This window comes from Nonomuraea sp. NPDC047529, assembly GCF_040642995.1.
In the GTDB taxonomy this organism is placed as follows: domain Bacteria; phylum Actinomycetota; class Actinomycetes; order Streptosporangiales; family Streptosporangiaceae; genus Nonomuraea.
In genome coordinates, this window is sequence record NZ_JBEYTJ010000010.1 from 133282 (window position 1) to 157017 (window position 23736).

Annotated in this window: 20 protein-coding genes and 1 tRNA gene; 11 read left to right on the forward strand and 10 right to left on the reverse strand. The window is 71.7% G+C overall.

Translation table 11 applies throughout. The features are described from left to right. Positions 1 to 11 precede the first annotated feature (11 nt). Genes ABZ815_RS18300 through ABZ815_RS18315 form a run of 4 tightly spaced genes read left to right on the forward strand, consistent with a single transcriptional unit; the run spans position 12 to position 4605 of the window. Positions 12 to 1301, forward strand: a complete 1290-nt coding sequence (locus tag ABZ815_RS18300) for a sugar ABC transporter substrate-binding protein (RefSeq protein WP_357699204.1) — start codon at positions 12 to 14, stop codon at positions 1299 to 1301. Between the two features lie 3 nt (positions 1302 to 1304). Continuing rightward, entirely contained in the window at positions 1305 to 2234 is a 930-nt protein-coding gene (locus tag ABZ815_RS18305) for a sugar ABC transporter permease (RefSeq protein ID WP_357699206.1), read from the forward strand. A gap of 10 nt (positions 2235 to 2244) precedes the next feature. Next, positions 2245 to 3066 carry a carbohydrate ABC transporter permease gene (locus ABZ815_RS18310; protein ID WP_357699208.1) on the forward strand — a complete coding sequence of 274 codons (822 nt, stop codon included), beginning with the start codon at positions 2245 to 2247 and terminating at the stop codon, positions 3064 to 3066. After that, a complete protein-coding gene (locus ABZ815_RS18315; RefSeq protein WP_357699210.1) occupies positions 3067 to 4605 on the forward strand; it encodes a glycogen debranching protein in 1539 nt (512 codons plus the stop codon). It abuts the gene before it with no gap. Here the strand turns inward: ABZ815_RS18315 and ABZ815_RS18320 are convergent. Next, positions 4600 to 6036: a serine hydrolase gene (locus tag ABZ815_RS18320; RefSeq protein ID WP_357699212.1), complete on the reverse strand. Its 1437-nt coding sequence runs from the start codon at positions 6034 to 6036 to the stop codon at positions 4600 to 4602. The two genes, ABZ815_RS18315 and ABZ815_RS18320, sit on opposite strands and share 6 nt — an antisense overlap. A 133-nt stretch (positions 6037 to 6169) precedes the next feature. On the opposite strand from ABZ815_RS18320, the gene ABZ815_RS18325 reads away from it, so the two are divergent. After that, positions 6170 to 7912, forward strand: coding sequence for an ATP-binding protein (locus ABZ815_RS18325; protein ID WP_357699214.1), 1743 nt, complete (start codon positions 6170 to 6172; stop codon positions 7910 to 7912). Beyond that, positions 7905 to 8582 carry a response regulator transcription factor gene (locus tag ABZ815_RS18330; RefSeq protein WP_357699216.1) on the forward strand — a complete coding sequence of 226 codons (678 nt, stop codon included), beginning with the start codon at positions 7905 to 7907 and terminating at the stop codon, positions 8580 to 8582. Before ABZ815_RS18325 ends, ABZ815_RS18330 begins: the two co-directional genes overlap by 8 nt. A gap of 1 nt (position 8583) precedes the next feature. Here the strand turns inward: ABZ815_RS18330 and ABZ815_RS18335 are convergent, their stop codons facing one another. After that, a complete protein-coding gene (locus ABZ815_RS18335) occupies positions 8584 to 9387 on the reverse strand; it encodes a fused MFS/spermidine synthase (protein WP_357699218.1) in 804 nt (267 codons plus the stop codon). An 88-nt stretch (positions 9388 to 9475) separates the two neighbouring features. Here ABZ815_RS18335 and ABZ815_RS18340 point away from each other — a divergent pair, with 88 nt between their 5' ends. The 4 genes from ABZ815_RS18340 (at position 9476) to lat (ending at position 13618) form a co-directional block, all read left to right on the forward strand. After that, the gene (locus ABZ815_RS18340; RefSeq protein WP_357699220.1) at positions 9476 to 10987 is read left to right on the forward strand and encodes a penicillin-binding transpeptidase domain-containing protein; all 1512 of its coding nucleotides are present in this window, start codon (positions 9476 to 9478) and stop codon (positions 10985 to 10987) included. 47 nt (positions 10988 to 11034) lie between these two features. Further along, a complete protein-coding gene (locus ABZ815_RS18345; protein WP_357699222.1) occupies positions 11035 to 11682 on the forward strand; it encodes a hemolysin III family protein in 648 nt (215 codons plus the stop codon). A 58-nt stretch (positions 11683 to 11740) separates the two neighbouring features. Then, positions 11741 to 12283, forward strand: coding sequence for an HdeD family acid-resistance protein (locus tag ABZ815_RS18350; RefSeq protein WP_357699224.1), 543 nt, complete (start codon positions 11741 to 11743; stop codon positions 12281 to 12283). Positions 12284 to 12349: 66 nt separating this feature from the next. After that, positions 12350 to 13618: an L-lysine 6-transaminase gene (lat, locus tag ABZ815_RS18355; protein ID WP_357699225.1), complete on the forward strand. Its 1269-nt coding sequence runs from the start codon at positions 12350 to 12352 to the stop codon at positions 13616 to 13618. Positions 13619 to 13625: 7 nt separating this feature from the next. Here lat and ABZ815_RS18360 read toward each other — a convergent pair whose 3' ends face one another. Next, the gene (locus ABZ815_RS18360) at positions 13626 to 14849 is read right to left on the reverse strand and encodes an NAD(P)/FAD-dependent oxidoreductase (protein WP_357699227.1); all 1224 of its coding nucleotides are present in this window, start codon (positions 14847 to 14849) and stop codon (positions 13626 to 13628) included. Positions 14850 to 14971: 122 nt separating this feature from the next. Here ABZ815_RS18360 and ABZ815_RS18365 point away from each other — a divergent pair, with 122 nt between their 5' ends. Continuing rightward, the gene (locus ABZ815_RS18365) at positions 14972 to 15643 is read left to right on the forward strand and encodes a pyridoxamine 5'-phosphate oxidase family protein (RefSeq protein ID WP_357699229.1); all 672 of its coding nucleotides are present in this window, start codon (positions 14972 to 14974) and stop codon (positions 15641 to 15643) included. A gap of 13 nt (positions 15644 to 15656) precedes the next feature. Here the strand turns inward: ABZ815_RS18365 and ABZ815_RS18370 are convergent, their stop codons facing one another. The 7 genes from ABZ815_RS18370 to ABZ815_RS18400 form a co-directional block, all read right to left on the reverse strand. Continuing rightward, on the reverse strand, positions 15657 to 15890 hold the full coding sequence (locus tag ABZ815_RS18370) for a helix-turn-helix transcriptional regulator (RefSeq protein ID WP_357699231.1): 234 nt from the start codon (positions 15888 to 15890) through the stop codon (positions 15657 to 15659). A 155-nt stretch (positions 15891 to 16045) separates the two neighbouring features. After that, positions 16046 to 16121: transfer RNA gene (locus tag ABZ815_RS18375), tRNA-His, on the reverse strand. Between the two features lie 68 nt (positions 16122 to 16189). After that, positions 16190 to 16783 (reverse strand): oligoribonuclease, encoded by a 594-nt coding sequence (gene orn / locus ABZ815_RS18380; RefSeq protein ID WP_357699233.1) that lies wholly within the window; start codon positions 16781 to 16783, stop codon positions 16190 to 16192. Positions 16784 to 16852: 69 nt separating this feature from the next. Further along, a complete protein-coding gene (locus ABZ815_RS18385) occupies positions 16853 to 18010 on the reverse strand; it encodes a DUF2510 domain-containing protein (protein ID WP_357699235.1) in 1158 nt (385 codons plus the stop codon). Positions 18011 to 18056: 46 nt separating this feature from the next. Next, entirely contained in the window at positions 18057 to 19472 is a 1416-nt protein-coding gene (locus ABZ815_RS18390; protein ID WP_357699237.1) for a hypothetical protein, read from the reverse strand. A gap of 22 nt (positions 19473 to 19494) precedes the next feature. Further along, the gene (locus ABZ815_RS18395; RefSeq protein WP_357699239.1) at positions 19495 to 21183 is read right to left on the reverse strand and encodes a protein kinase; all 1689 of its coding nucleotides are present in this window, start codon (positions 21181 to 21183) and stop codon (positions 19495 to 19497) included. A 113-nt stretch (positions 21184 to 21296) separates the two neighbouring features. Further along, on the reverse strand, positions 21297 to 23690 hold the full coding sequence (locus ABZ815_RS18400; protein WP_357699241.1) for a serine/threonine-protein kinase: 2394 nt from the start codon (positions 23688 to 23690) through the stop codon (positions 21297 to 21299). Positions 23691 to 23736 lie beyond the last annotated feature (46 nt).

Sequence of the window (23736 nt, forward strand, 5' to 3'; positions counted from 1 at the left end):
AGGAGCCCATCATGAAGCGTGCGCTGGCCGTACTGGGTCTGCTCGCCACCGCCGCCACCGCCTGCAGCGGCGGTGGCGGGAATGTTCCAGGCGTGAGCGGGAACGCCGCCGCGGGGCAGGTCACCGTCCGCTGGTCCACCTGGGGATCGGCCGAGGACGTCAAGCTCTACGAGTCCTTCACCAAGGACTTCGAGCAGCGCCACCCGAACATCAAGCTCAAGCTGGAGTCCGTCGCCAAGTACGAGGACTACCACCCCAAGCTGCTCGCCCAGCTCACCAGCGGCACCGCCCCCGACGTGTTCTTCGTGGGCGACGACAACATCGGCAAGTTCGTCTCCGCCGGGGTCGTCCAGCCGCTCAACGACCAGCTCGCGGGCCCCGACTCCAAGAGCAAGCCCGAGGACTTCTTCGAGGGCGTGTACGGCGGCGCCAAGAAGGACGGCCAGATCTACGGCGTCCCGAACGACACCAACCCCGAGGTCCTCTGGTACGACAAGAAGGCCCTGAAGGCCGCCGGCATCACCGAGGACCCGGCCACCCTCAACGCGTCCAAGCAGTGGACCATGGCCAAGTACCTGGACATGAACGCCAAGCTCAAGGCCGCGGGCCTGGGCGGGTCCGTCTACTGGAACTGGTACGGATCCACGTACTCGGTCATCTCCGGCTTCGGCGGCAAGGTCTGGGACGGCGGCAAGTTCGTCGCCACCACCGACCCCAAGTCCCGCAAGGCGCTGGAGACCCTGGCCAAGGGCTACCAGGACAAGACGTTCCTGAGCGCGGACCTGCAGCCCGCGAGCAACAGCGGGAACACCCAGCTCATCAAGCACAAGGTCGGCTTCTACGCCGGCGGCCGCTGGGTGATCGACATCGTCAAGAAGGGCGGCGAGCTGGACAACTACGACATCGTCCCGTTCCCGTCCGAGACCGGCGAGCCGATGCCCGGCGCCGTGGCGGCCTCCTACCTGTCGCTCAACAAGGGCACCAAGCAGCCCAAGGAGGCCTTCACCTTCCTGACGGAATTCGTCAGCAAGGAGGGCCAGCTCATGCGGCTCAAGGACGGCGGCGCGGTGCCCTCGATCAAGGGCGCCGAGCAGGTCGTGCTGGCCGGCAACTACCCCGCGCACGCCCAGACCTTCCTCGACGTGCGTGACACCGGCTTCGCGAACTATCCCGAAGAGGTCGCGGTGCCCGGCCTGACCGCCTCGATCAACGAGCACCTGATGAAGGTCTGGCAGGGCAAGCTCGGCTTCGAGCAGGGCATGACCGAGCTGCAGACCCTCGTCGACGGCAAGCTGGGCTAGCGGATGGCCGTGCTCGCCGGGCCGCGCGGCAAGACCGCCGCGCGGCCCGCCAAGAAGCTGCGCGACCGCGACGGCTGGTGGGCCGCGATCTTCCTCGCGCCGCAGGTCGGCGCGCTGGTGGTGTTCCTGGTGATCCCGCTCGGGTTCGCCGTGGTGCTGGCCTTCATGAACTGGGACGGGCTCGGCGAGAAGTCGTGGGCCGGGCTGTCCAACTTCGCCGCCCAGCTCACCGACCCGCTGTTCGGCCGCGCGGTGTGGAACACGGTCAAGCTGGCGCTGCTGACCGTGCCGTTCGGGCTCGCCCTCGCGGTGCTGATCGCGGTGGCCCTGAACAGCATCAAGGGCAGCAACGTCTACCGGGTCGTGTACTTCATGCCGGTCGTCACCAGCTCGGTGGCCGTCGCCCTGATGTGGCAGGTCATCCTGGCCGGCGACGAGAACGGCGTGCTGAACACCTCGCTCCGGCGCTGGTTCGGCGTCAGCGGCCCCGACTGGCTGCTCGACCCCGGCTGGGTCATCGTGGCCATCGCCGTGGTGACGATCTGGTCCTCGCTCGGCCTCAACGTGGTGATCTTCATGGCCGGGCTGCAGACCATCCCGCCGCAGGTCGTCGAGGCTGCCAGGATCGACGGCGCGAGCCCCTTCCGGATCTTCCGGTCGGTCACGCTGCCGCTGCTGTCGCCCACCATCTTCTTCTCCAGCGTGGTCGCGGTGATCAGCTCGTTCCAGGCGTTCGACCAGATCTACGTGCTGGTGGACCCGAAGGACAACGAGGGCGCGCGCACGATCGTGTACCACATCTTCGATCTCGGCTTCAAGAAGTTCGAGTTCGGGCCGAGCAGCGCGGCCGCCCTGATCCTGCTGGTGCTGACGCTGCTCGTGACGCTGGTCCAGTTCGCCGCGCAGAAGCGCTTCGTCCACTACGACTCGTGAGGCGGTACGCATGAGATCACGGCAGATCGGTCTGCACGCCGCGCTCACGGTCGGCGGGCTGCTCATGCTGTTCCCGTTCGTGTGGATGTTGTTCACCTCCGCCAAGGGCGTGCGGCAGATGATCAACGACCCGACCGCCTGGCTGCCGGACCCCTGGACCTGGCAGAACTATCCCGACGCGCTGTCGACCATGCCGTTCGGGCTGGCGTACTGGAACAGCTTCTACATCGCCGCCCTGAACGTGGTGCTCACCCTGCTCACCTCGGCGATGGCCGCCTACGCCTTCGCCCGGATCAGGTTCAGAGGCTCGGGCGTGCTGTTCGTGCTGTTCCTGGCCACGCAGATGGTGCCGTCGCAGGTGACGATCGTGCCGCTGTACCTGATGCTGGCCAAGTTCGGCTGGATCGACTCCCACCTGTCGCTGATCGTCCCGACGATCGCGAACCCGTTCGCGGTGTTCCTGCTGCGCCAGTTCATCAGGGCGGTGCCGATCGAGCTGGAGGAGGCGGCCAGGATCGACGGCGCGGGCCGGTGGCGGTGCTTCTGGAGCATCGTGCTGCCCAACATCCGGCCGGGGCTCGGCGCGCTCGGCATCATCGTGTTCCTGGCGTCCTGGAACTCGTTCCTGTTCCCGCTGATCTTCCTGAACACGCCGGAGCTGTTCACCGTCCCGCTGCTGCTCAGCCAGTTCGCCCAGCAGCACGGCGCGACCGACTACGGGCAGATCCTGGCGGCCTCGGCGATCGCCGTGGTGCCGACGCTGATCGCGTTCCTGATCGGGCAGCGGAAGATCATCAACTCGATGGCCGCCTCCGGCCTGGGAGGAAAGTAAGTGCTGGACCTGCGCGAACGCCCCTTCACCGAGCGCGGCTCGCGGTTGCTCGTCATGGCGGCCGACGACGGCTCGCTGCGCGTCGCCGAGGCGCTCTACGAGACCCGGCTCGACGACACGACCGTCCGCGCCGGCCTGCGGTTCTACGCCGGCTCCCGGGAGCTGCGCGTACGCCGGGCCCTGCCCGACCGGGTGGAGCTCGACGGCGACGTGACCCTGGCCTTCGCCGACCCCGGCACCCTCGTCGCGGTCGGCGAGGGCGCCCGGGCCGTCTGGGACGGCGGCGAGACCGCCATCGACGGCTGTGTCACCCTCGCCGGCGAGCCGACCGTCCGCGACGGGGCCGAGGTCCTGGCCCGGGCCGCCGAACGCTGGGCCGCCTGGTTCGCCCGGATGCCCGCCGTCCCCGCCGAGCTGCGCGAACGCGCCGAGCAGGCCTGGTGGACGCTGGCGGTCAACCTGGTACGCATCCAGGGCAGGGAGTCCCTCGTCCCCTCCAAGTACGGCTACGTCGGCCTGTGGAACTGGGACTCCTACTTCCACGCCATCGCCCTCAGGCACGCCGACCCCGCCCTGGCCAGGGAGCAGATCCGCATCCTGCTCGACAACCAGCGGCCCGACGGCCTGATCCCCGACGTCGTGCACGACCACGGAGTGCTCGCCGAGACCACCGACCTGCCGCGCTCCGACCTGGCCCGGCTCGCCCAGCACGTCGGCGGCGAGCCGATCCGGCACGTCGTGCCCGTCACCAAGCCGCCGCTCACCGCGTGGGCCGTGTGGAAGATCCACGAGGTGGACCCCGATCCCGCCTTCCTGGCCGAGGTCTACGAGCCGCTGGTCAGGTCGCAGGAATGGTGGTTCGCCCACTCCGACCCGGACGGCGACGGCCTGGCCGAGTACCTGCACCCGTACTCGTCGGGCCTGGACGACAGCCCGATCTGGGACGGCGGCCCGCGCGCCGAGCCCCCGGACCTGAACTCCTACCTGGCCCTCCAGTACGACCGCCTGGGCGACATCGCCACCGTGCTCGGCAAGGACGCCGGCGGGTGGCGGGCCAGGGCCCAGGAACTCGTGGACCGCATGGTCGAACGCCGCTGGAACGGCCACCGCTTCGTCACCAAGGTCGCCGGAGCTGCCGACGCCGACGTGCGCACGCCGCTCGACCTCATGCCGCTGCTCACCGGCCGCCTCCCGGCCGAGATCGCGGACCGGCTGGTCCAGGACCTGACCTCGCCCTCCTTCTGGGCCGAACGTCCGGTCCCCACGGTGGCCTTCGACGACCCGCGCTTCGACCCCGACGCCATGTGGCGCGGCCCGGTCTGGCTGAACGTCAACTACCTGCTGATCGACGGCCTGCGCCGCTCCGGCCGTCCGGACGTCGCCGACGAGCTCGCCGCGCGCACCCTGGCCATGGTGCGCGACGGCGGCGGTCTGTACGAGTACTGGAACCCCCTCACGGGACGGCGGGCGGGCCGCGCCACGACCGGCTTCGGCTGGTCCTCGGCCCTGTTCGTCGACCTCGCCCACGCCGCCCTATGAGGACGTCACGAGCGTGAACGCCCCCCGCGTCAGCGTCAGCAGCTCCTGGGCCACCGGCCCCTGCTGGAGCGGCGCGGACGGGTTCACGGCGGTCGTGGACACCACGTACGTCCGGCCGCCGGCCGTACGGGCGAGGAAGCTCATGGCCACCAGGCCCGGCTCCGAGCCGCCCTTGTGCCACACCACGGGCCACTGCGCCTTGTCCAGCCGCAACCCCGCGTCGGTGATCGACAACACCTCGCCGACGCGGGCGTCCTTCAGCCGGGCCAGCTCGCCGTAGGCCCGGCAGACCTGGGCGGGCGTGGCGAACCACTCCAGCCGGTCCAGCTCGCGCGGCTCGCTCCAGGCCCGCACCTTCGACACCGGCACCTTGTCCACGACCCGGGCCAGGTAGTCGCGGCGCGCGGACGTGCCGAGCGACAGGTACCGCTCGGCGTACCGGGGGTGGTCGGCGCCCTTGAGCACGAACAGCTCCCTGGTCGTCAGGAACGGCACGTTGCGCCGGTCGCCGCCCCACGAGCGCATGACCCGCTCGACCGTCCGGCGGCCGGCCTTGTCGATCAGCAGGTCGGCGGCGGTGTTGTCGCTGATGGAGATCATCAGCCGGGCCGCCTCCAGCACCGTCACCTGGCTGTTGTCCGGGCGGTCCTGGAGCTCGCCGCTCGGCAGGCTCTTCAGCTCCGGCCGGATCGTGAGCCGGGTGTCCCAGCCGAACGCGCCGCTCCTGATGCGCTCGGCCACCGCGCCCAGCACGTACAGCTTGAACATCGAGCCGAGCGGGAAGGTCTTCGCGCCGGCCACCGCGTGCACCGGGCGGCAGCGGCCGTCGCCGGTCAGCTCGGCGGCCAGGAAGCCGGCGCGCGGCGCGACCTGGCGCAGCCGCTGGTCCAGCTCCGACCAGCTCGCCGGTGCGACGCCGCTGAACTGGATGTAGTCGATCCTGTCGGTGCCGTCCACGCTGAGCGCGAGGGTGAACGCCTTGCCGGCCGCCGTGACGGTGGCCGACAGCGACCGCTCCTGGGCCTGGTCCAGCCTGTCCAGCCGCATGCCCCCGAACCCGGCCAGCGCCTGGTTGACCTGCGCCGGGGGGATGCGTTCGAGGAAGCTCGGCGCGAAGTGCCCGGCCAGCTCGGCGTCGCCGACCGGCAGCCGGTTGACGGCGTCCAGCAGCCAGGTGAGCTGCCTGCCGGCGGGGGTGTCGGGGATCTCCGCCGCCGCGCGGGCGGCGGGGGTGGACGTGGTGGCGGCCGTGACCGTGGCGAGGGCGGGGACGGGCTGCGCCGCGCAGGCGGTCACCGCCGCCGCCATGACGGCCGTCGCCAGAACGGGGAACCTGCGGTGAGACCTGACCCCGGCCGTGGCCGGAACCGGGAACCTGTGGTGAGACCTGACCCCGGCCGTGGCCGGAACCGCGAACTTGTGGTGAGACATGACCCCAGCCAACAGCCGCGGCCGGGCCCGCGCCCACCATATGGGCCACCGTTCTCGCAGGTGAGGGTAGCCGCATGAAATGTGCGGATAACCTCATAGACGCCCTTTCGGTTCCCCCAGACGATGGTGGTTCATGAGTTCCAGGCTGCTCGCCGGGTCGCTGGCGACGATCGGGGCCGGAGGCGCCCTCGCGGGCGCGCTGATGGAGTCCCGGACGGGCATCGCGCCGCAGGAGTGGGCCTACGCCGTCCTCGGCGTGGTGCTGCCCGCGCTGGGCTGGCTGCTCGTCGTCCGCCGCGCCGACCTGCGCTACGGCTGGCTGTTCCTGGCCGCCGCCGCCTGCCTCGGCCTCGGCACGCTGGGCTCCGGCCTGGCCATCAGGTTCCATTACGCCGGGCCGGTCGTCGTCTGGATGTCCGCGCTCTACGCCATGTACTACGGCCTGACCTGGATCTTCGTCCCACTGCTCTTTCCCGACGGCCGCCTGCCGTCCCGCCGCTGGCGGCCCGTGGGCTGGTTCGGCGGGATCGCGATCGCCATGCACACGGTGGGATACGGGTTGTTCGTGACCGATCCCGCCCGGCCGGGAGAGCTGCCCGCCGAGCTGTCCGCCGCCTTGATCTGGGCGTCCCTGGCCAGCGCGCTGGGTCAGCTCCTCGTCTTCCTGACAGCCGTCGTGGTCCTCGCCGGGCTCGTGGTCCGCTGGCGGCGCAGTGAGCCGGCCGAGCGCGGCCAGTACGCCTGGATGGTCGCGGGCGCCGCCGTCCAGCTCCTCGCTGGCGTGCTGCTTCTGTACGTGCTGAGCACGCGGCTGTGGGGTGCCGCGTTGATCGGCGTCTTCGCGTTGATGACGGCGCTGCCGGCCGCCGTCCTGGTGGGGATCGTCCGGTACCGGCTGCTCGACATCCGGTTCGGCCTGCGGGGCTCCCGCCTGCACCTGATCTTCGATCTGCGGCCCACCGTCGACGAGGTGCTGTCCGGGCTCGGCACCGCGCTGGCGGCCACGCCCGAGCCCGTCGAGCAGCTCGGACGGCTCGCCGCCGCCGTCCGCGACGGGCTGGAGGCCAGGTGGGCGGCCGTGGAGCTGGCCGACGGGACCCGGGTGGCCGCGGGCGAGGAGGAGGGCGGGACGGCGCTGACCGTACCCGTGCGCGGCGGCCTCGGACGCATCGAGCTGGGCCCGCGCCGAGCCGGCCGGTACGACCGGGAGGACCGGCGCTTCCTGGAGGCCCTGGCCGTGCCCGCCGGGCTGGCGATCCAGAGCGCCGGGCTGGTCGCCCGCCTGGTCAACGCGCAGGAGGCCGAGCGACGGCGGATCGAGCGCAACATCCACGACGGCGTTCAGCAACAGCTCGTCGCCCTCATCGCCGGGCTGGAGCTGGCCCGCGTCACCGGCGCCGGCCCCGACGCGCTGGCCCGCCTGCGCGAGCAGGCCCGCCAGACGCTCACCGACCTGCGCGAGCTGGCCGCCGGCATCCACCCGTCGGCGCTCAGCCAGGGCGGCCTGGTGGAGGCCGTCGAGGAACGCTGCTCCCGGCTGCCCGTGCCCACGACCGTCACCTCCGACCCCGGGCTGCGGGCCCGCCGCTTCGCCGACGAGATCGAGGGCGCGATGTACTTCACCGTCAGCGAGGCCGTCGCCAACGCGCTCAAGCACGCCGACGCCGCCCGGATCGAGGTGCGCCTGACCCTGGCGCCGGGCCGCGTACGGGCCACCGTCGCCGACGACGGCAAGGGCTTCGACCCGGCCGCCGCCGACCGCCGGGGCCTGGCCACGCTCGCCGACCGCCTGGACGCCCTGGGCGGCGGCATGGAACTCGACAGCGAGCCCGGAAAGGGGACGCGTATGCACGCCTGGGTGCCGGCCGATGCCTGAGCCCGTCCGCACGGTCGTCGCCGACGACCACTACCTGGTACGCGAGGGCACCCGGCAGCTCCTCGAACTGTCCGGCGAGGTCACCGTCGTCGGCGCGGTCGGCGACGCCGACGAGCTGCTGGACGCCGTACGCAGGCTGGAGCCGCAGGTCGTCGTCACCGACATCCGCATGCCCGGAGGGCAGTGGCGTCAGGGCTTCGAGGGCATCGACGCGGCCCATCGCATCAGGGCCGCGCATCCCGGCATCGGGGTGGTGGTGCTGTCGCAGTTCTCCGACGCCCTGTTCGCCTTCGAGCTGTTCAAGCACGGGACGGCCGGGTTCGCGTACCTGCTGAAGGACCGCGTGGGCGACCTCGACGAGCTGCTCGGCGCGATCCGGGCGGTCTCCGGCGGCGGCTCGGTCATCGACCCCAAGGTGGTCGAGGGCCTGCTGGCCAGGCGCGAGGTCCGCGGGCAGGGGGAGTCGCTGACCCCGAGGGAGCGCGACGTGCTGCGCGAGATGGCCCACGGCCGCTCCAACGCCGGCATCGCCCGCGCCCTGCACCTGTCGATCTCCTCGGTGGAGAAGAACGTGAACGCCATCTTCACCAAGCTGGGGCTGGAGAACAGCGGCGACGTGCACAGACGGGTGGCCGCCGTGCTCGCCTACCTCGGCCCGGCCGACCGCTGACTCAGCCGAAGACGGCCGGGGGCGGGACCGGGGCGAGGACGGAGTCGCCGTCCTTGATGGGGTAGGCGCCGCCGATGAAGTTCTTCAGCGCCTCCCCGTGCAGGCAGCGCGCCTGGGTGAGCCCGCCGGCCGCGCGCCGGGTCAGCAGGTCGAGCGGCAGCTCCGTACGCGAGGCCGCGACGATCAGGTTGCCGAACCGGCGGCCCCGCATGATCCCCGGCTCGGCCAGCAGCGCCACGTGCCGGAACGTGTCGCACACCGTGGCCAGCAGCCGCTTGGCGAACGCCAGGCCCTTGCCGTCGGCCATGTTGACCAGCAGCGTGCCGTCCGGGCGCAGCACGCGAGCCAGGTCGCCCATGTACTCCACGGTGGCCAGCTCCACCGGCATCGTGGCGCCCGTGAACGCGTCCAGCACGACCAGGTCGGCCGACTCGTCCCACACCTTGGCCGTGCCCTCGCGGCCGCCGGCCACGATGACCTTCAGGCGGGGGACCGAGCGCAGGTCGAGCTGCTCACGGACGAGGTTCACCAGCAGGCCGTCGGGCTCGATCACGATGTGCCGCGAGCCCGGACGGGTGGCCGCGACATAGCGGGGGATCGTGCACGCGCCGCCCCCGACGTGGACGCAGCTCAGCGGCCCTTCGGGCAGCAGGTCGATGACGTCGGCCATGAGCCGGACGTACTCGAAATCCAGAAATGTCGGGTCTTGCAGGTCAACGTACGACTGCGGTACGCCATCCTTGGACAGCACCCAGCCGTCCTGCCTGTCCAGGTCCCGGAGAAGTTCGACCTCACCGAACGTCACCGGATAAAGGCCAGGCATCGGTTCCCGCTGTCCACGTGCCACGCTGATCCCTCCCTGGGAGAACCGTATGCGACGGAGAAGGCTGATTGTGCTCGTCATCGCGGTTGTCGCGATATTAGGGGCGGGCGCCTTCGCCGTTCTGGCCGCCGACCACGTCAAGGGCAGCGCCGCCCAGACCGCCGCCGCCTACTTCGACGCCTGGCGGAAAGGCGACGTCGCGGGCATGGCCCTGCTGGTGGACCGGCCGCCGGCCGACTTCTTCGACCGGCACCGCTCGCTGTCGCAGAAGCTGGGCGTCGAGTCGATCAGCCTCACGCCGGGCCCGGTGCGCGGCACGGGGGAGGAGTCGGCCGAGGTGCGCTTCGCGGGCGTGCGCGAGCTGACCGACCTCGGGCCGTGGCCGTTCGAGAGCACGCTGCGGCTGGGCGTGCGCGACCGGACCTGGCGGGTGCTGTGGACGCCCGAGACGCTGCACCCGCTGCTCAAGGGCGGCGGCACGCTGGAGCTGGAGGAGGTCGAGGCGACGGCGGCCGAGCTGGTCACCAGCGAGGGCGCCAAGATCCCCAACGACAGCTACGCCGACTCCTATCTCAACCCGCTCAGGCCCGAGTTCGCCAAGGCCAACAAGGGGCTGGAGCTGGTGTCGAGGGTGCCGGGACAGCCCGACAAGGCGCTGCTGAGCCGCCTGCCGAAGGCGAACGTCGAGCGCACCACCCTGTCGCGGCCGGTCCAGGCGGCCGCCGCGCGGGCCCTGGACGGCGTGGCCGACTCCTCGATCGTGGTGCTCAGACCGAGCACGGGCGAGATCCTGGCCCTGGCCGACCGGCTGGAGGACAACTTCAGCGCGGTGCGCGACGCCTTCCCGCCCGGCTCGACGTTCAAGACGATCGTGGCCGCCGCGCTGCTGGAGAAGGGGGTCACGCCGGCCGACGAGATGGGCTGCCCGGCTTCGTACACGCCGGACTTCTCGGCGCCGATCAGCAACGACGGCGGCGCGGACCGGGGGACCGTCACCTTCGCCGACGCCTACGCCTACTCCTGCAACACCACCTTCGTCGAGCAGGCCACGACCAGGCTGACCATGGAGGACCTGCGCGCGACCGCCGCCCGGTGGGGGTTCGACCGGACGATGGCGACGGGCGTCGGCGGCCGGTGCGGCACGATGCAGGAGACCGACGACACGGACATGTTCTCCCTGAACGTCATCGGCCAGGGCACGGTGGTGGCCACCCCGCTGTGCATGGCCACCGTGGCCGCCGCCGTGCAGAGCGGCACGTGGCGCTCGCCCCGCCTGCTGTCGGAGGACGACGTGCGCCGCGTGGACGGCGAGCCGTTCCCGGACGTCCACCTGGACGAGGGGGTGGTCGGGGCGTTGCGGGAGATGATGGCCGCCGTCGTGGACCACGGGACGGCCAGCCAGGCCGGCCTGCCGGCAGGCGTGGCGGGCAAGACGGGCACCGCCGAGGTCGAGGGCCAGACGTCGCACGGCTGGTTCATCGGCTACCGGGACGACCTGGCGTTCTGCGTGTTCGTCAGGAACGGGGGCTCGGGCCGCTCGGCGGCGGTGCCGATCGCCGTGCGCTTCCTGAACGGACTGTGACCAGCGGCACTTCAGCCGAATCCGTAACCTACGGTACCGTAGGTTACATGACGACCATCACCGTGAAGCCGAGGCTGCGTGGCTGGTTGCACACCGGGGCGCTGCCGGTGACGCTGGTGGCCGGGTTCGTGCTCGTGGCGCTCGGCCCGACCCAGCAGGCCCGCCTGGCGGCCGGCGTCTACGCCATCACCTCGGCGCTGCTGTTCGGCATCTCGGCGACCTACCACCGGGGCACGCTGGGGCCGCGCCTGGCCGAGGTCCTGCGCCGGTTCGACCACGCCAACATCTACCTGATCATCGCGGGCACGTACACGCCGTTCGGCCTGCTGGCCCTCGACGGCGCGGCCAGGGTCGCCGTGCTGTCCGTCGTGTGGGGCGGCGCGCTGGCCGGGGTGCTGTTCCGGGTGTTCTGGATGAGCGCGCCGCGCTGGCTCTACACCGTCCTGTACCTGGCGCTGGGCTGGACCGCGATCTTCGTGATGCCGCAACTGCTCGAAGGGGCCGGGGTGGCCGCCGTCGTGCTGGTGGCCGTGGGCGGGGTCTTCTACTCGGCGGGCGCCGTCGTCTACGGCCTGCGCCGGCCCGATCCGTCGCCGCGCTGGTTCGGCTTCCACGAGGTCTTCCACGCCTTCACGATCGCCGCGTACCTGGTGCAGTACATCGCGGTGTCGATCGTGGTCTACTCCCACATGTAGATAGACATTTGACCCGAAGCTGGTCTCTTTTCGCACTCATCACGGAAAGCAGACCAGTATGCAGGAACTTACGCGCTCGTGGTGGCTGCTGCTCATCCGTGGCATCGCCGCGATCATCTTCGGTGTGCTGGCGTTGATCTGGCCGGGAATCACGCTGCTGGTGCTGGTGATCTTCTTCGGTGCGTACGCCATCGTCTCCGGCGTCTTCGAGTTGTTCGCCGCCTTCCGGCACGGCGCCCGGTCACGGGCCTGGCTGATCTTCTCGGGCATCGTCGGCATCGTGGCGGGTGTCATCGCCTTCGTCTGGCCGGGGATCACCTCACTCGCCCTGCTCTACCTCATCGCCTTCTGGGCCATCATCTCCGGCGTCTCCGAGATCGTGGCGGGCGTGCGGCTGCGCAAGAGCATCGAGAACGAATGGATGTTCATCATCGCCGGCATCCTGTCGGTGATCTTCGGTGTGCTGCTGCTCATCTGGCCCGGCGCCGGAATGCTGAGCCTTGTCTGGCTGATCGGCATTTTCGCGATCCTGTATGGAATCGCAATGATTGTGCTGTCACTTCGTTTGAAGAAGTTCACTCGCGGGGCAGGAATACCGTAAATTTTACGGATACGACCGGGTTCCCTGTGAGGAACCTCCGGCCTGTCTCACGACATTGGAGAAGGCATGGACGTACACACCCGCCTTGCCCGTCACCTGCTCGTCGATGGCTACCGTCTCGTCCTCGATCTCGAACTCAGCCGTGGCTCCTGGTTGGTCGACGCCCGCAACGGCCGCCGCTACCTGGACTTCTACACCTTCTTCGCGTCCGCCCCCCTCGGTGTGAACCCGCCCTTCGACCCCGACTTCGCCGCGCTGCTCGGCCAGGTCGCCCGGAACAAGCCCGCCAACCCCGACATCTACACCGAGCACCTGGCCGACTTCGTCGACACGTTCGCCCGGGTGCTCGGCGACCCGGAGCTGCCTCACCTGTTCTTCGTCGAGGGCGGCGCCCTGGCCGTGGAGAACGCGCTCAAGACCGCCTTCGACTGGAAGAGCCGGCGCAACGAGGCCGCCGGCCGCCCCCGCGACCTGGGCACCAAGGTCATGCACCTGACCCGGGCCTTCCACGGCCGCAGCGGCTACACGCTGAGCCTGACCAACACCGAGCCGGGCAAGACCGACCGCTTCCCGAAGTTCGACTGGCCGCGCATCGACGTGCCGGCCATCCACCTCGGCGACGTGGAGGCCGCCGAGGCCCGCGCGCTGGCCCAGGCCAGGGAGGCGTTCGCCCGCCACCCGCACGACATCGCCTGCTTCATCGCCGAGCCGATCCAGGGCGAGGGCGGCGACAACCACATGCGGGCCGAGTTCCTGCGCGCGATGCAGGACCTGTGCCACGAGCACGACGCCCTGTTCGTCCTGGACGAGGTCCAGACCGGCGGCGGCACCACCGGCACGCCCTGGGCCTACCAGCAGCTCGGCCTGGCCCCCGACGTGGTGGCCTTCGCCAAGAAGGTGCAGGTCGGCGGGATCATGGCCGGCCGCAGGGTCGACCAGGTGGCCGACAACGTCTTCCAGCTCAGCGGCCGGATCAACTCCACGTGGGGCGGCGGCCTGGTGGACATGGTCCGCAGCCGCGGCATCCTGGAGATCGTCGAACGCGACGGCCTGATCGCCCGGGCCGGCACGCTCGGCGGCGTCCTGCTCGAACGGCTCACCAAGCTGGAGGCCGAGCACCCCGACACGGTCTCGGCCGTGCGCGGCAGGGGCCTGATGTGCGCCTTCGACCTGCCCGACCAGGCCGCCCGCGACGGGTTCGTGACCCGGCTCAGGGAGGAGCACGGCGTGCTGGCGCTGCCCTGCGGGCCCCGGTCCGTACGCCTGCGCCCGGCGCTGAACATCCCCGAGACCGACCTCGAACACGGCCTGAACGCGCTGTCCGCCGCGCTCTGAGCGCCGTTCACTCGGTCGAGGCGATGCTGGTGGCGCTGCGGCGCGGCCCGCCGTAGCGCCAGAAGAAGTTCAGCAGCACGCTGACCCGGTTGCGCCCGCCCAGCAGGTACGCCACGTGCACGAAGATCCAGGCCAGCCAGGCGGGCAGGCCGCGCATGGTCAGCCCGTCGCGCAGCTGGAGCACCGCCTCGGCCTTGCCGACCGTGGCCATGATCCCCGGGTCGCGGTAGGAGAAGCGGCTGAGCGGCCGCCCGTGCGCCGCGGCCAGGACCTGCCTGCCCACGTGCTTGCCCATCTGGATGGCCGGCTGGGCGAGCTGGGGCAGCGCGTCCGGCTGCCCCGCGAGGTCGCCGGCCACGAAGATCTCGGGATGGCCGGGCACGTTCAGCGCGTCGGTGAGCGTGATCCGGCCGCCCTTGCCCTGCGGCAGCCCCCAGTCGGTCACCTCCTCGGGCGCGGTGACGCCGAGGGCCCAGACGGTCACGTCGCTCGCCAGGCGCGTCCCGTCCTCCAGGATGACGGCGTCCGGCTCCACGCCCGCCACCGTGGCTCCCAGGCGCATCCGCACGCCTCTCCTGCGCAGCGCCGCGGCCGCCGCGTCCCGCAGCCGCGGCTTGTACGGCGCCAGCACGTAGTCGAACCGCTCGACCAGGGTGACGCTCGTCTGGTCGGGCCGGATCTCCGGATGCGTCAGCGGCACCGTACGGCGGCGCAGCTCGGCCAGCGTGCCCGCGGTCTCCACGCCGGTCGCGCCGCCGCCCACCACCACGACGTGGGTGCCCTCGCGACGGCCTGCCGCGGTGTCCTCCAGGTAGTGCTGGAGCCGTCGCCGCAGCTCGGCCGCGTCACGCAGCGAGTAGATCGGCAGCGCGTTCTCCTCGGCGCCGCTCACGTGGATCCAGTTGGTGGTGACGCCGGTGGCGATCACCAAATAGTCGTAGTCGAGGGTGGAGCCGTCCTCGAACTCCACCCGCCGGTCGGACGGGTGCACCTTGCTCAGCGCGGCCCGGTGGGCGCGGACGTTCGGCCACTTCGCAGCGAACGTACGGATCGGGTAAGAGATGTCGGACGTGCCCATCCCCGCGGTGGCCACCTGGTAGAGCAGGGGCTGGAAGGTCGAGTAGGGGTTCCGGTCCACGAGCGTGACCAGGGCGCCGCCCTTGGCCAGTTCCCGCGTCGCGGCCAGGCCGGCGAAGCCCGCTCCCACGACGACGACGCGCGCTCTCCGCACTATGACCACGTTCCTTCCCGGGATTCCGATTCATGGTCCATATGGCACCGAGAGCATCGGTTAAACCATTTCTGTCGGATACACCACCGGGAAGTGGGGAGATCCGGGGTAGGGCATTTCGTATGTCTGAGCAAGTGACCACGATGGAACGTCTGGGCCGCCGCATCGCCGAACGCCGCGAATCGCTGAACCTGAGCAGGCAGGACCTGGCCGACAGGTCCGGCGTGGCGGCCGGCTACGTCGCCTATCTGGAGGACCAGTCCGGCATCTCGGTGCGCGAGGCCCTGACCCGCCTGGCCGCGGCGCTGGAGACGACCGTGGAGGGCCTGCTCGGGGAGGTGGCGGACACGCCCGCCGGCGTGGGCCCGGCCTCGGCGCACCCGACGCTGCTCCCGCTGGGCGAGGAGGAGTGCCTGCACCTGCTGCGGTCCGGGGGAGTGGGCCGCATCGCCTTCGAGGGCCGCTACGGCCTGACCGTGCTGCCGGTGAACTTCCGCATGTCCGAGGGGGCGATCGTGTTCCGCACGGTGGCGGGCGGCAGCACCGACGAGGACCTGAACACAGGGGTGGAGAACGTCGAGTACGAGGTCGCGTTCGAGGTCGACCGCATCGAGGAGCTGACCCGGGGTGGCTGGAGCGTGCTGGTCCGCGGCTCGCTCCACCACGTCACGACCGAGCGGGAACGCGCGGAGGCGGAGAGCACGGGCGTCGAGCCGTGGGCCGGCGGGCGGCGCCAGCACTACCTGAAGATCAGGCCCACCCGCCTGACCGGACGCAGGATCGCGCCCGGCTGAAACCCTCACCCGATCAGGCGCCGTCCTTCCTGATCGAGAGCCACAGCCCGATGGCCGTCACCCGGGAGTCGACGCCGAGCTTGGCGTAGATCCGGTTGACGTGGTTCTTCACGGTCTTCTCGCTGAGGAACAGGCGCTGGGCGATCTGGCCGTTGGACTGGCCCGTGGCGATCAGGTCCATGACCTCGGCCTCGCGTTTGCTCAAGGACGTGAGCACGCTATCGAACGCTGCGTCGTCGACTCTCATCCGGCCTCCGGGGGCGCGCAGACGGTCTGATCGCCGATGGCCCCCGTGCTTCCGGCGTTAGCGGTAGACAGCGAGCATAACTCGCATTGTCCTGATTTGGGGGCGTTGTCGGGAGAAAACGACAACAGCCGGTCCCGAGGGACCGGCTGTGCGCTTGGGGTGAGTGAAGGGACTTGAACCCTCGACATCCAGGACCACAACCTGGCGCTCTGCCAACTGAGCTACACCCACCATGGCCGCCAACTCCGTGGCGGCACAGGAAAAGTGTAGCGGGGTTCGGGAGTCTTTACGCCATCCAATTAGCCGCTGACCCGCTCGGCGAGTTGCCGGGCGGTCGCCGAGTCGGGCCCGGGCTGGGCCACGAAGATCGCCGCGCGGTAGTAGCGCAGCTCCCTGATGCTCTCCTTGATGTCGGCCAGCGCGCGGTGGCCGCCCTGCTTCTCGGGGGCCGCGAAGTAGACCCGCGGGTACCAGCGGCGGGCCAGCTCCTTGATCGACGACACGTCGACCATGCGGTAGTGGAGATAGCCGTCGACGCCGGGCATGTCCCTGGCGATGAACGTGCGGTCGGTGCCGATCGAGTTGCCGCACAGCGGCGCCTTCTTCGCCTCCGGCACGTGACGCCGGATGTAGTCGAGCACGAGCGACTCCGCCTCGGCCAGCGTGACGCCGCCCGGCAGCTCGGGCAGCAGGCCCGAGGCGGTGTGCATCTCGCGCACCACCTGCGACATCTGCTCCAGCGACTCCGGCGGCGGCTTGATGACCACGTCGACGCCTTCGTCGAGCTGATTGAGCTCGCTGTCGGTGATGACACACGCCACCTCGACCAGCGCGTCGCGCCCCAGGTCGAGCCCGGTCATCTCGCAGTCGATCCAGACCAGCACGTCACTCATTCGATCTCCTCGCCCAGCGGCTCGGAGCAATCCGCCCGCTTGTTACCCCACCAGCCTAGTGCCACCCGCTTACGCGGGCTTGAGGGAGCCGAGAACCTTGCCGACCACGTCGGTGCCCAGATTGTCGGGAACGGAGATGTACAGCAGCGTCGGACGCTGCCCCGGCCCGCGGTCCATGAGCACGATCGCGGCGTTCTCCTTCTTCCACTTGTAGCCGTTCTTCTCCGCCACGGCGGTGAAGTCGAGCTGGAACTGCATCACCCACGCCTGGCGGTCGCCGATCTTGACGCCCTTGTTCTCGATGATCTTGGTCGTGTGCTGCGGCTCGTAGAACTCGGTGCTGAACTGCATGAACAGCGCCTTGCTCGTCTCCTCCAGCCCCGAGGCGCCCGCGTACGGGATGAGCCCGGCCAGCGGGCCCGCGTAGGCGTTGCCGATCCAGTCCTTGTCGCCCTCGTAGTTCTCCTGCGAGCTGGCCTGCACGCCGCTCGTCCACATCTGCTGGGACGGGTCCGAGCCGTTGACGTCGCCGTACGCGGGCACCTTCCAGCCGTCGGGCGCCAGGTAGGACAGGCCGCTCCGCGCGTCGGTGATGCGGCCGTCCTGGGGCTGCGGCAGCTCGCCGCCCTGCGAGGGCAGCTCGGTCGGCGGCCCGCCGGAGGGCGGCTCCTCGGTCGGGAACGGCTGCGACTCCTCGGTGGAGGGCGAGGCCACCGGGGTGCTGCCGCCCCGGTTGAGGAAGAAGATCCCGGCGACCACGATCAGCGCGACCACGACCAGCGCGGCCAGTCCGCCGAACACCCACGGCAGCGGGTTGCCCTGCTTGGGCGGCGCCTGCCCGGGGCCGGGCAGCGGACCGCCGGACCACTGCGTGGGCTGCTGTGTGGGCTGCTGCCCGAAGGCGGGCTGCCCCTGCGTGGGCTGCCCGTGGGCGGCACGGCCCTGGGCGGGCTGCTGTCCGGCCGCGGGCTGCCCGTAGGGGGGCTGGCCGAAGGTGGGCTGGCCGTACTGGAGAGTGGGGTTCGCCGGGCTGGCCGACCAGTCGGGGGACGACTGGGGCTGCGGCCCCGGGCCCGGCTGCGGCCCGGAGGACGGCTGCTGCGGCTGCGGCTGAGGCTGCCGCTCCTGCGCGTGGGTGGCGTCCGTCCATTGGTTGCCGTCCCACCAGCGGAGCTGCGGCTCTCCGTACGGGTCGGGGTACCAGCCCGCGGGGGTCTGCGTGGTCATGCCCGTCAGATTAGTAAGAACCGCTTTGTTGCGCATTCAGGGAACGTCAGCACTTGTACGTGAAGCTCGCCTTGTCCGTACGCACCGGGCCCGGTGAGAGCACCTTGAGCGTGGCCGTGGCCTTGACGTTGCTCTTGCCCGACAACGTCCAGCGCAACGGCACCGAGTAGGACGTCTTGTCCGCGCTCGTGCGCAGGCTGCCCTCGACCACCTCCTTGTCCAGGTTCTTGCGCCACTCGTAGCGGATCTCGCCCACGCCTCCGTTGGTGACCACCGTCGCGGTGAGGACGATCGCGCCGTCGCAGCCCAGCGTCTTCTTCGGCGCCACCACGTCGATCGACCGGACCGCCAGCTCGGGGGCGTCCGTCAGCCGGAACCAGGCCACGATCGCGCCCGCCATGACGACCGCGAAGATCGCCGTGGACAGGATCGTGCGCCGCCGCCGTCGCCGCGAGACCTTGGCCACCCGGCCGCCGGACCGCCTCTCCGGCTGGTGGACGGTCGCCGCGCCGTCACGTCCCTCGCGCCAGATCCGCTCGGCCGTCGTCTCCTGACGGTACTGCTGCGCGGTCCCGGCGGCCCCCGCCCCTGCGCCCGGGCCGGCTCCCGGGCCCACCCCCGGCCCGAACTGCAGGCGCGGCGGCGCCCCCGACGACGGCACGTGCAGCAGCGTGACGATGTCGCCCTCGTCCTGGGGCGCCGGCGGCGGCTGCGCGGCGAACGACGGCGCCTGCGCGAACGCCGACCGGCCGCGTGCCGCACGGGCCAGCGCGTCCCGGCTGATCAGGCCGCCGGGCAGCGCCGCGCGTTCCTGGCTCAGCAGGGCGCGGGCCGCGTCGAGGCCGAGCGTGGTGGCCGTGCCGGCGGCCCGTTCGAACAGGCCGGCGGCGCGCGGCGCGGTCTGCGTGAACGAGGCGGCCAGCCCGCGGGCCAGCGACGCCCAGCCCGCCGCGTCCCGCTCGCGCGGCGAGACCTGGCCGCGGATCGCGTCGGACAGGCCGCGCTCCGACAGCAGCGCGGCCCCCTCGGCGGTGATCACCACCGTGCCGGGGTGCACCGAGCCGTGCGTGACCCCGGCGGCGTGCAGCGCGAGCAGCGTCTGCCCGGTCTCCATCAGCACCGACGCCGCCCCCGCCGGGTCGATGGGCGCGCCGGAGAGCAGATCGGCCAGCGTGGGGCTGACCGCCTGCGCGGTGAGCAGCCACACCTGGTCGCCGGCCGCGACCACGTCGGCCACCGGGATCAGCCCGCCCAGGCCGCCCAGCACGAGGTGCTGGTCGGTCATGACCGTGTTCACCACCCGCTCCCGGACGCCGGGCCGGCCGATGACCCGCGGGTCGAACAGCAGCGCCCCGGCCCTGCGGCCGTCCGGCGAGATGGCGTCGATCCAGTTGCCCAGCTCGGTCATCCACGTGTGCTCGGTCAGCCGGAACCCGGCGATGCCGTTCCTGTGGTTGTCCATCCCCCTTGGCCCCCCGGCGCGTCTAGCGCTGCTTCCTGTGGCGTCCCGTCATGCGACGTTTCACCGCAAGTGTGACCGGAACCGCGCCGGACGTCATCAGGCCGAGCGCGAGCAGTCCGGCCTGAGCCTGGCCCACCTTGTCCAGGGTGGGCGTTTCGGTGCCGCCCCCGCCGCCTTCGCCGTCGTCGGTCGAGGTCCTTGTCGGCGTCTGCGATGTCTCCGAGGGGCCCGGGCTGGTCGGGGGCTGGCTGGTCGGGGGCGTCCTGGTGGGCGGGGCGGTGGTCGGGGGCGTCGGGGGCGGGGTGCGCGTGGGGGCGGCGGTGGTGGGCCTGCTGCCGTCGCTGGTCGTGCTGTTCCTGCCGGTGATGTCCGGCTCGGGGGAGTCCGTCGGGGTCGGCTTCGGCGTCCTGACCGGCCGCCTGGTCGGCTTCCGCGTCGGGGTCGGCCGGGGCGTCCTGGACGGCGATGCCGAGGCCGACGCCGTCGCCGTCGGCAGGACGGCCGGCGGGGTCGAGGCCACCGGGTCCGCGGACGTCGGCGTCGGGTCCGGCTCCTGGGTGCTCTCCTCGGGCGTCGCGGTCGGCTCCTCCGTGGGGTCGTCCGTGGGCTCGTCCTCGATCACCGGGTCGGCCCCGGTGGGCGTGACCTCGCTCGTCTGGGCCCGCAGCACCGGCTCGTCGGTGGAGGAGTTGACCAGGATCACGCCCACGGCCACCACCACGCCCACGGCCACCGCGCCGATCGCCACCTTGGCCGAGAGCTTGCTCAGCAGGCGGGCGGGGTCGGGAAAGCGGGTCTCGGTGAGCGCGGTCTGCGTCTCGGCGGGATCGTGCAGCGGGCTCGGGAACAGCAGGATCAGCAGGCCCGCCAGCGCGGCCAGGCGGCGGCGTCCGCGCTCCTCCCAGTCGGCGCCGTACGCCTCGGCCGCGATGGCCTCCAGCTCGGTCAGGAACGCCTCGGCGGACGGCGGCCGCTCGCCCGGCTGCTTGGCCAGCCCGCGTTCGACCAGGTTCTGCAGCGCCGTCGGGACCTCCTCGACAGGCGGCGGCGCGCTCTGGTGCTGACGGGCGAGCGCGGCGATGTTCGGCGCCCGGTAGGGCCGGGTGCCGGTCAGGCACTCGAAGAACACGACGGTGGCGGCGTAGACGTCGGTCGCGGGCCCGGCGGCCCCGCCCATCCACTGCTCCGGCGCCATGTACGGCGGCGTGCCCGCGGCGCTGACCCCCTCGCCGGCCCGGACCGCGATGCCGAAGTCCACCAGCTTGCTGACGCCGTCGCCCTGGACCATCACGTTCTCGGGCTTGAAGTCGCGATGGACGACGCCGATCGCGTGCGCGGCGGCCAGGCCCTGGAGCGAGCCCTTGAGCACGACCAGCGCGGCCTCGGGCCCGGTCGGCCCCTCGGAGCGCAGGATCTCGCGCAGCGAGACGCCGTTGATCAGCTCCATGACGATCGCCGCGCCCTGCCCCGACTCGACGTAGTCGATCAGGCGCGCGTGGTGCGAGCTCTGCAGGGTGCCGAGCAGCCGGGCCTCGTGCCGGAACCTGGCCACGAAGCCCATGTCGGACCTGAGCTCGTCATTGAGGTATTTGATGGCGACTTCCACGCCGTCGTGATCGCGCGTGGCCAGGACCACCCGGCCGGCGGCACCGCTGCCCAGTTCCCGGACTTCGGTGTAGCCGGGGACCCCCCACTGACCTTCGCCGTACATAAACGGTCTCCTCTGGAGTCATCGGGCCCCCACCCGCATCAAACGCTGCGTAGCTTAACCAGAGGGAAGGGCTTTCCCGCCACCGATATGCCGATATGGCCGAATTTGCGAGGTTAGTCCGCTGTGTCGGTCTTATTGGATTGTGGGGTTTCCTGTGGTTTGGGCGTTTCCTGTGGTTTTGGGGTTTCTTCCGGCTCGGGGGTTTCTCCAGGGCATTCCGGGGTCTTCCCGGTCGCCCGGTCCGCGCCGCCGTCCGCCGCGGGCGACGTGCTCGCCGTGACCGTCCAGGTGGTGCCGCACGGGACGGTCCTGAGCGCCCGGCTCACCGTCCTGGTGTACGTCGTGTCGCCGGACAGCGTGACCCGCTCCGAGCCGACCGATTCCCCGCCGATCAGGAACCCCACGTCCAGCGTCACCGGCCGGTCGTCGGCCGTGACCACCGAGATGGTCGCCGCCAGGCCGTTCTCGCCCAGCCCGGCCCGGACGACCGAGACCTTCCGTACGGCGGGCGGGCAGGCGACCTCGGCGCGGGCGGTCTGGACGCGGTCGCCGGCGCGGACCCGTACCGAGAGGGTGGAGCCGCAGGGGCGCGACCGGAAGGCGTGGGTGAAGACGCGGGAGTAGGCGGTCCGGCCGGACAGACTCGCCGTACGGGTGCCGACGGTCTCGCCGTCCACCGCGAACGCGGCCTCGACCGGGATCTCGCCGGCGCCGGTGGCGAGCACCCTGACCTGGGCGCGCGCGGTCAGCCCCGGCGCGTCGGGCATCGCCAGCGAGACGAACAGCCCGCTCACCCGTGTCGGGCAGGCCGGCACCGACACCGAGGACGACCGGGGGCCGCCGGGCGCGGCGGGAGAGGTGGCGACGGTCAGCGTGACGGTCATGCCGCAGGGACGTTCGCCGAGGTCCCAGGTGAAGGCGCGGGTGTAGGAGGTCGCGCCGCTGAGCCGCAGCCGCTGGACGCGGCCGTCGTCGCCCGGCGCGGTCCACGTCCCGGTGGCGGTGACGGCGGCGCCCCCGCCGGTCCGGACGGCGACGGAGGCGCGCGCGACGCCGTCGTCGTCGACCGTGACGTCACCGACGCTCACCCCGAGGACGGTCGCGACGGGTGTCGGCGTCGGGGTGGGGGTCGGGGTGGGCGTGGGGGTCGGGGCGGGCGTCACCGGGGGTTTCGGCGTGGCGGTCCTGGTCGGCTTCCTCGTGGGCGTGGGCGTGGGCGTGGGCGTGGGCGTGGGCGTGGGCGTGGGCGTCGGTGTACGCGTCGGCGTTCGCGGGGCAGCGGTGGTGGTGGGCGGTCGCGAGGCGGGGGCCGTCGGCGGCGGCAGCAGCTCCGGCGAGGACGACGGGGACGGCGGCCCCTCCGGCGAGGTCCGCGGCGTCGCCTCGGGCGTCCTCGGCGGCGCGATCACGGCCTCCTCGGTGCCCGGCGGCGCGGTCACCGCCTCGGTCGTGGCCGGCGGCACCGCGACGGCCGCGCCGACCGGCTGCTCGGGCGGCTGCCGCCGGGCGGCCAGCGCGACCACCACCGCCACCGTCACCACCGCCACCAGGGCGGTGCCCATGCCCACCCGCACCGCGTTGGAACGCAGGCCGCGGAAGACCGTCCTGGCCAGCGACGTGGTGACCTCGGGGGTGGGCTGCGGCGGGGTCGGCAGCAGCAGCGCGAGCAGGGCCACCAGCGCGGCCAGGCGCCGCCGGCCGCGCTCCTCCCAGTCCTCGCCGTACGCGGCCCGCGCCGTGGCCTCCAGCTCCTCCACGAAGGCCAGGGCGCTCTGCGGCCGGTCCCGCGGCTCCTTGGCCAGGCCGCGCCGGACGAGCTCCTGAACCGGCTCGGGCGCGTCGTGGAAGGGCACCGGGGCGTGCACATGCTGGTAGCCGAGCACGCTGGCCTCGGTGGACCGGTACGGCCGGTGCCCGGTCAGGCACTCGAAGAAGACCGCGGTGGCCGCGTACACGTCGGTCGCCGGGGAGGCGGGCCTGCCGGCCCACAACTCCGGCGCCATGTAGGGCGGCGTGCCCTCCGGATGCGTGGCCGTGCCCTGCGGCACCGCGACGCCGAAGTCCACGAGCTTGCTCATGCCGTCGTCGCGGACGAGCACGTTCTCGGGCTTGTAGTCCTTGTGCACGACCCCGGACCTGTGGGCCCTGGCCAGGCCCAGCAGCGAGCCCTTCAGCACGACCAGCGCCGCCTCGGGCTCGGTCGTGCCGTTCTCACGCAGCAGGGCGCGCAGCGAGACGCCGTTGACCAGCTCCATCACGATGCAGGCGCCGTTCGGCTCCTGGATGTACTCCCACATCGTGGCGATGTTGGGATCGCGCAGCGAGGTCAGCACCCGCGCCTCGGCCTGGAAGCGGGACAGGGCGGCGGGGTCGCGCAGCAGTGCCTCGGAGAGGTACTTGATCGCGACCTTCACGCCCGTCTCGTCGTGCACGCCCAGCACGACGCGCCCGCTCGCGCCCGCGCCGAGCTGTCTGATCTCCGTGTAACCGGGAGCACTCCACTCCATCGCCCTCTCCCATCAGGAGCCGGCCCACCTGATGAGACGCGTGATC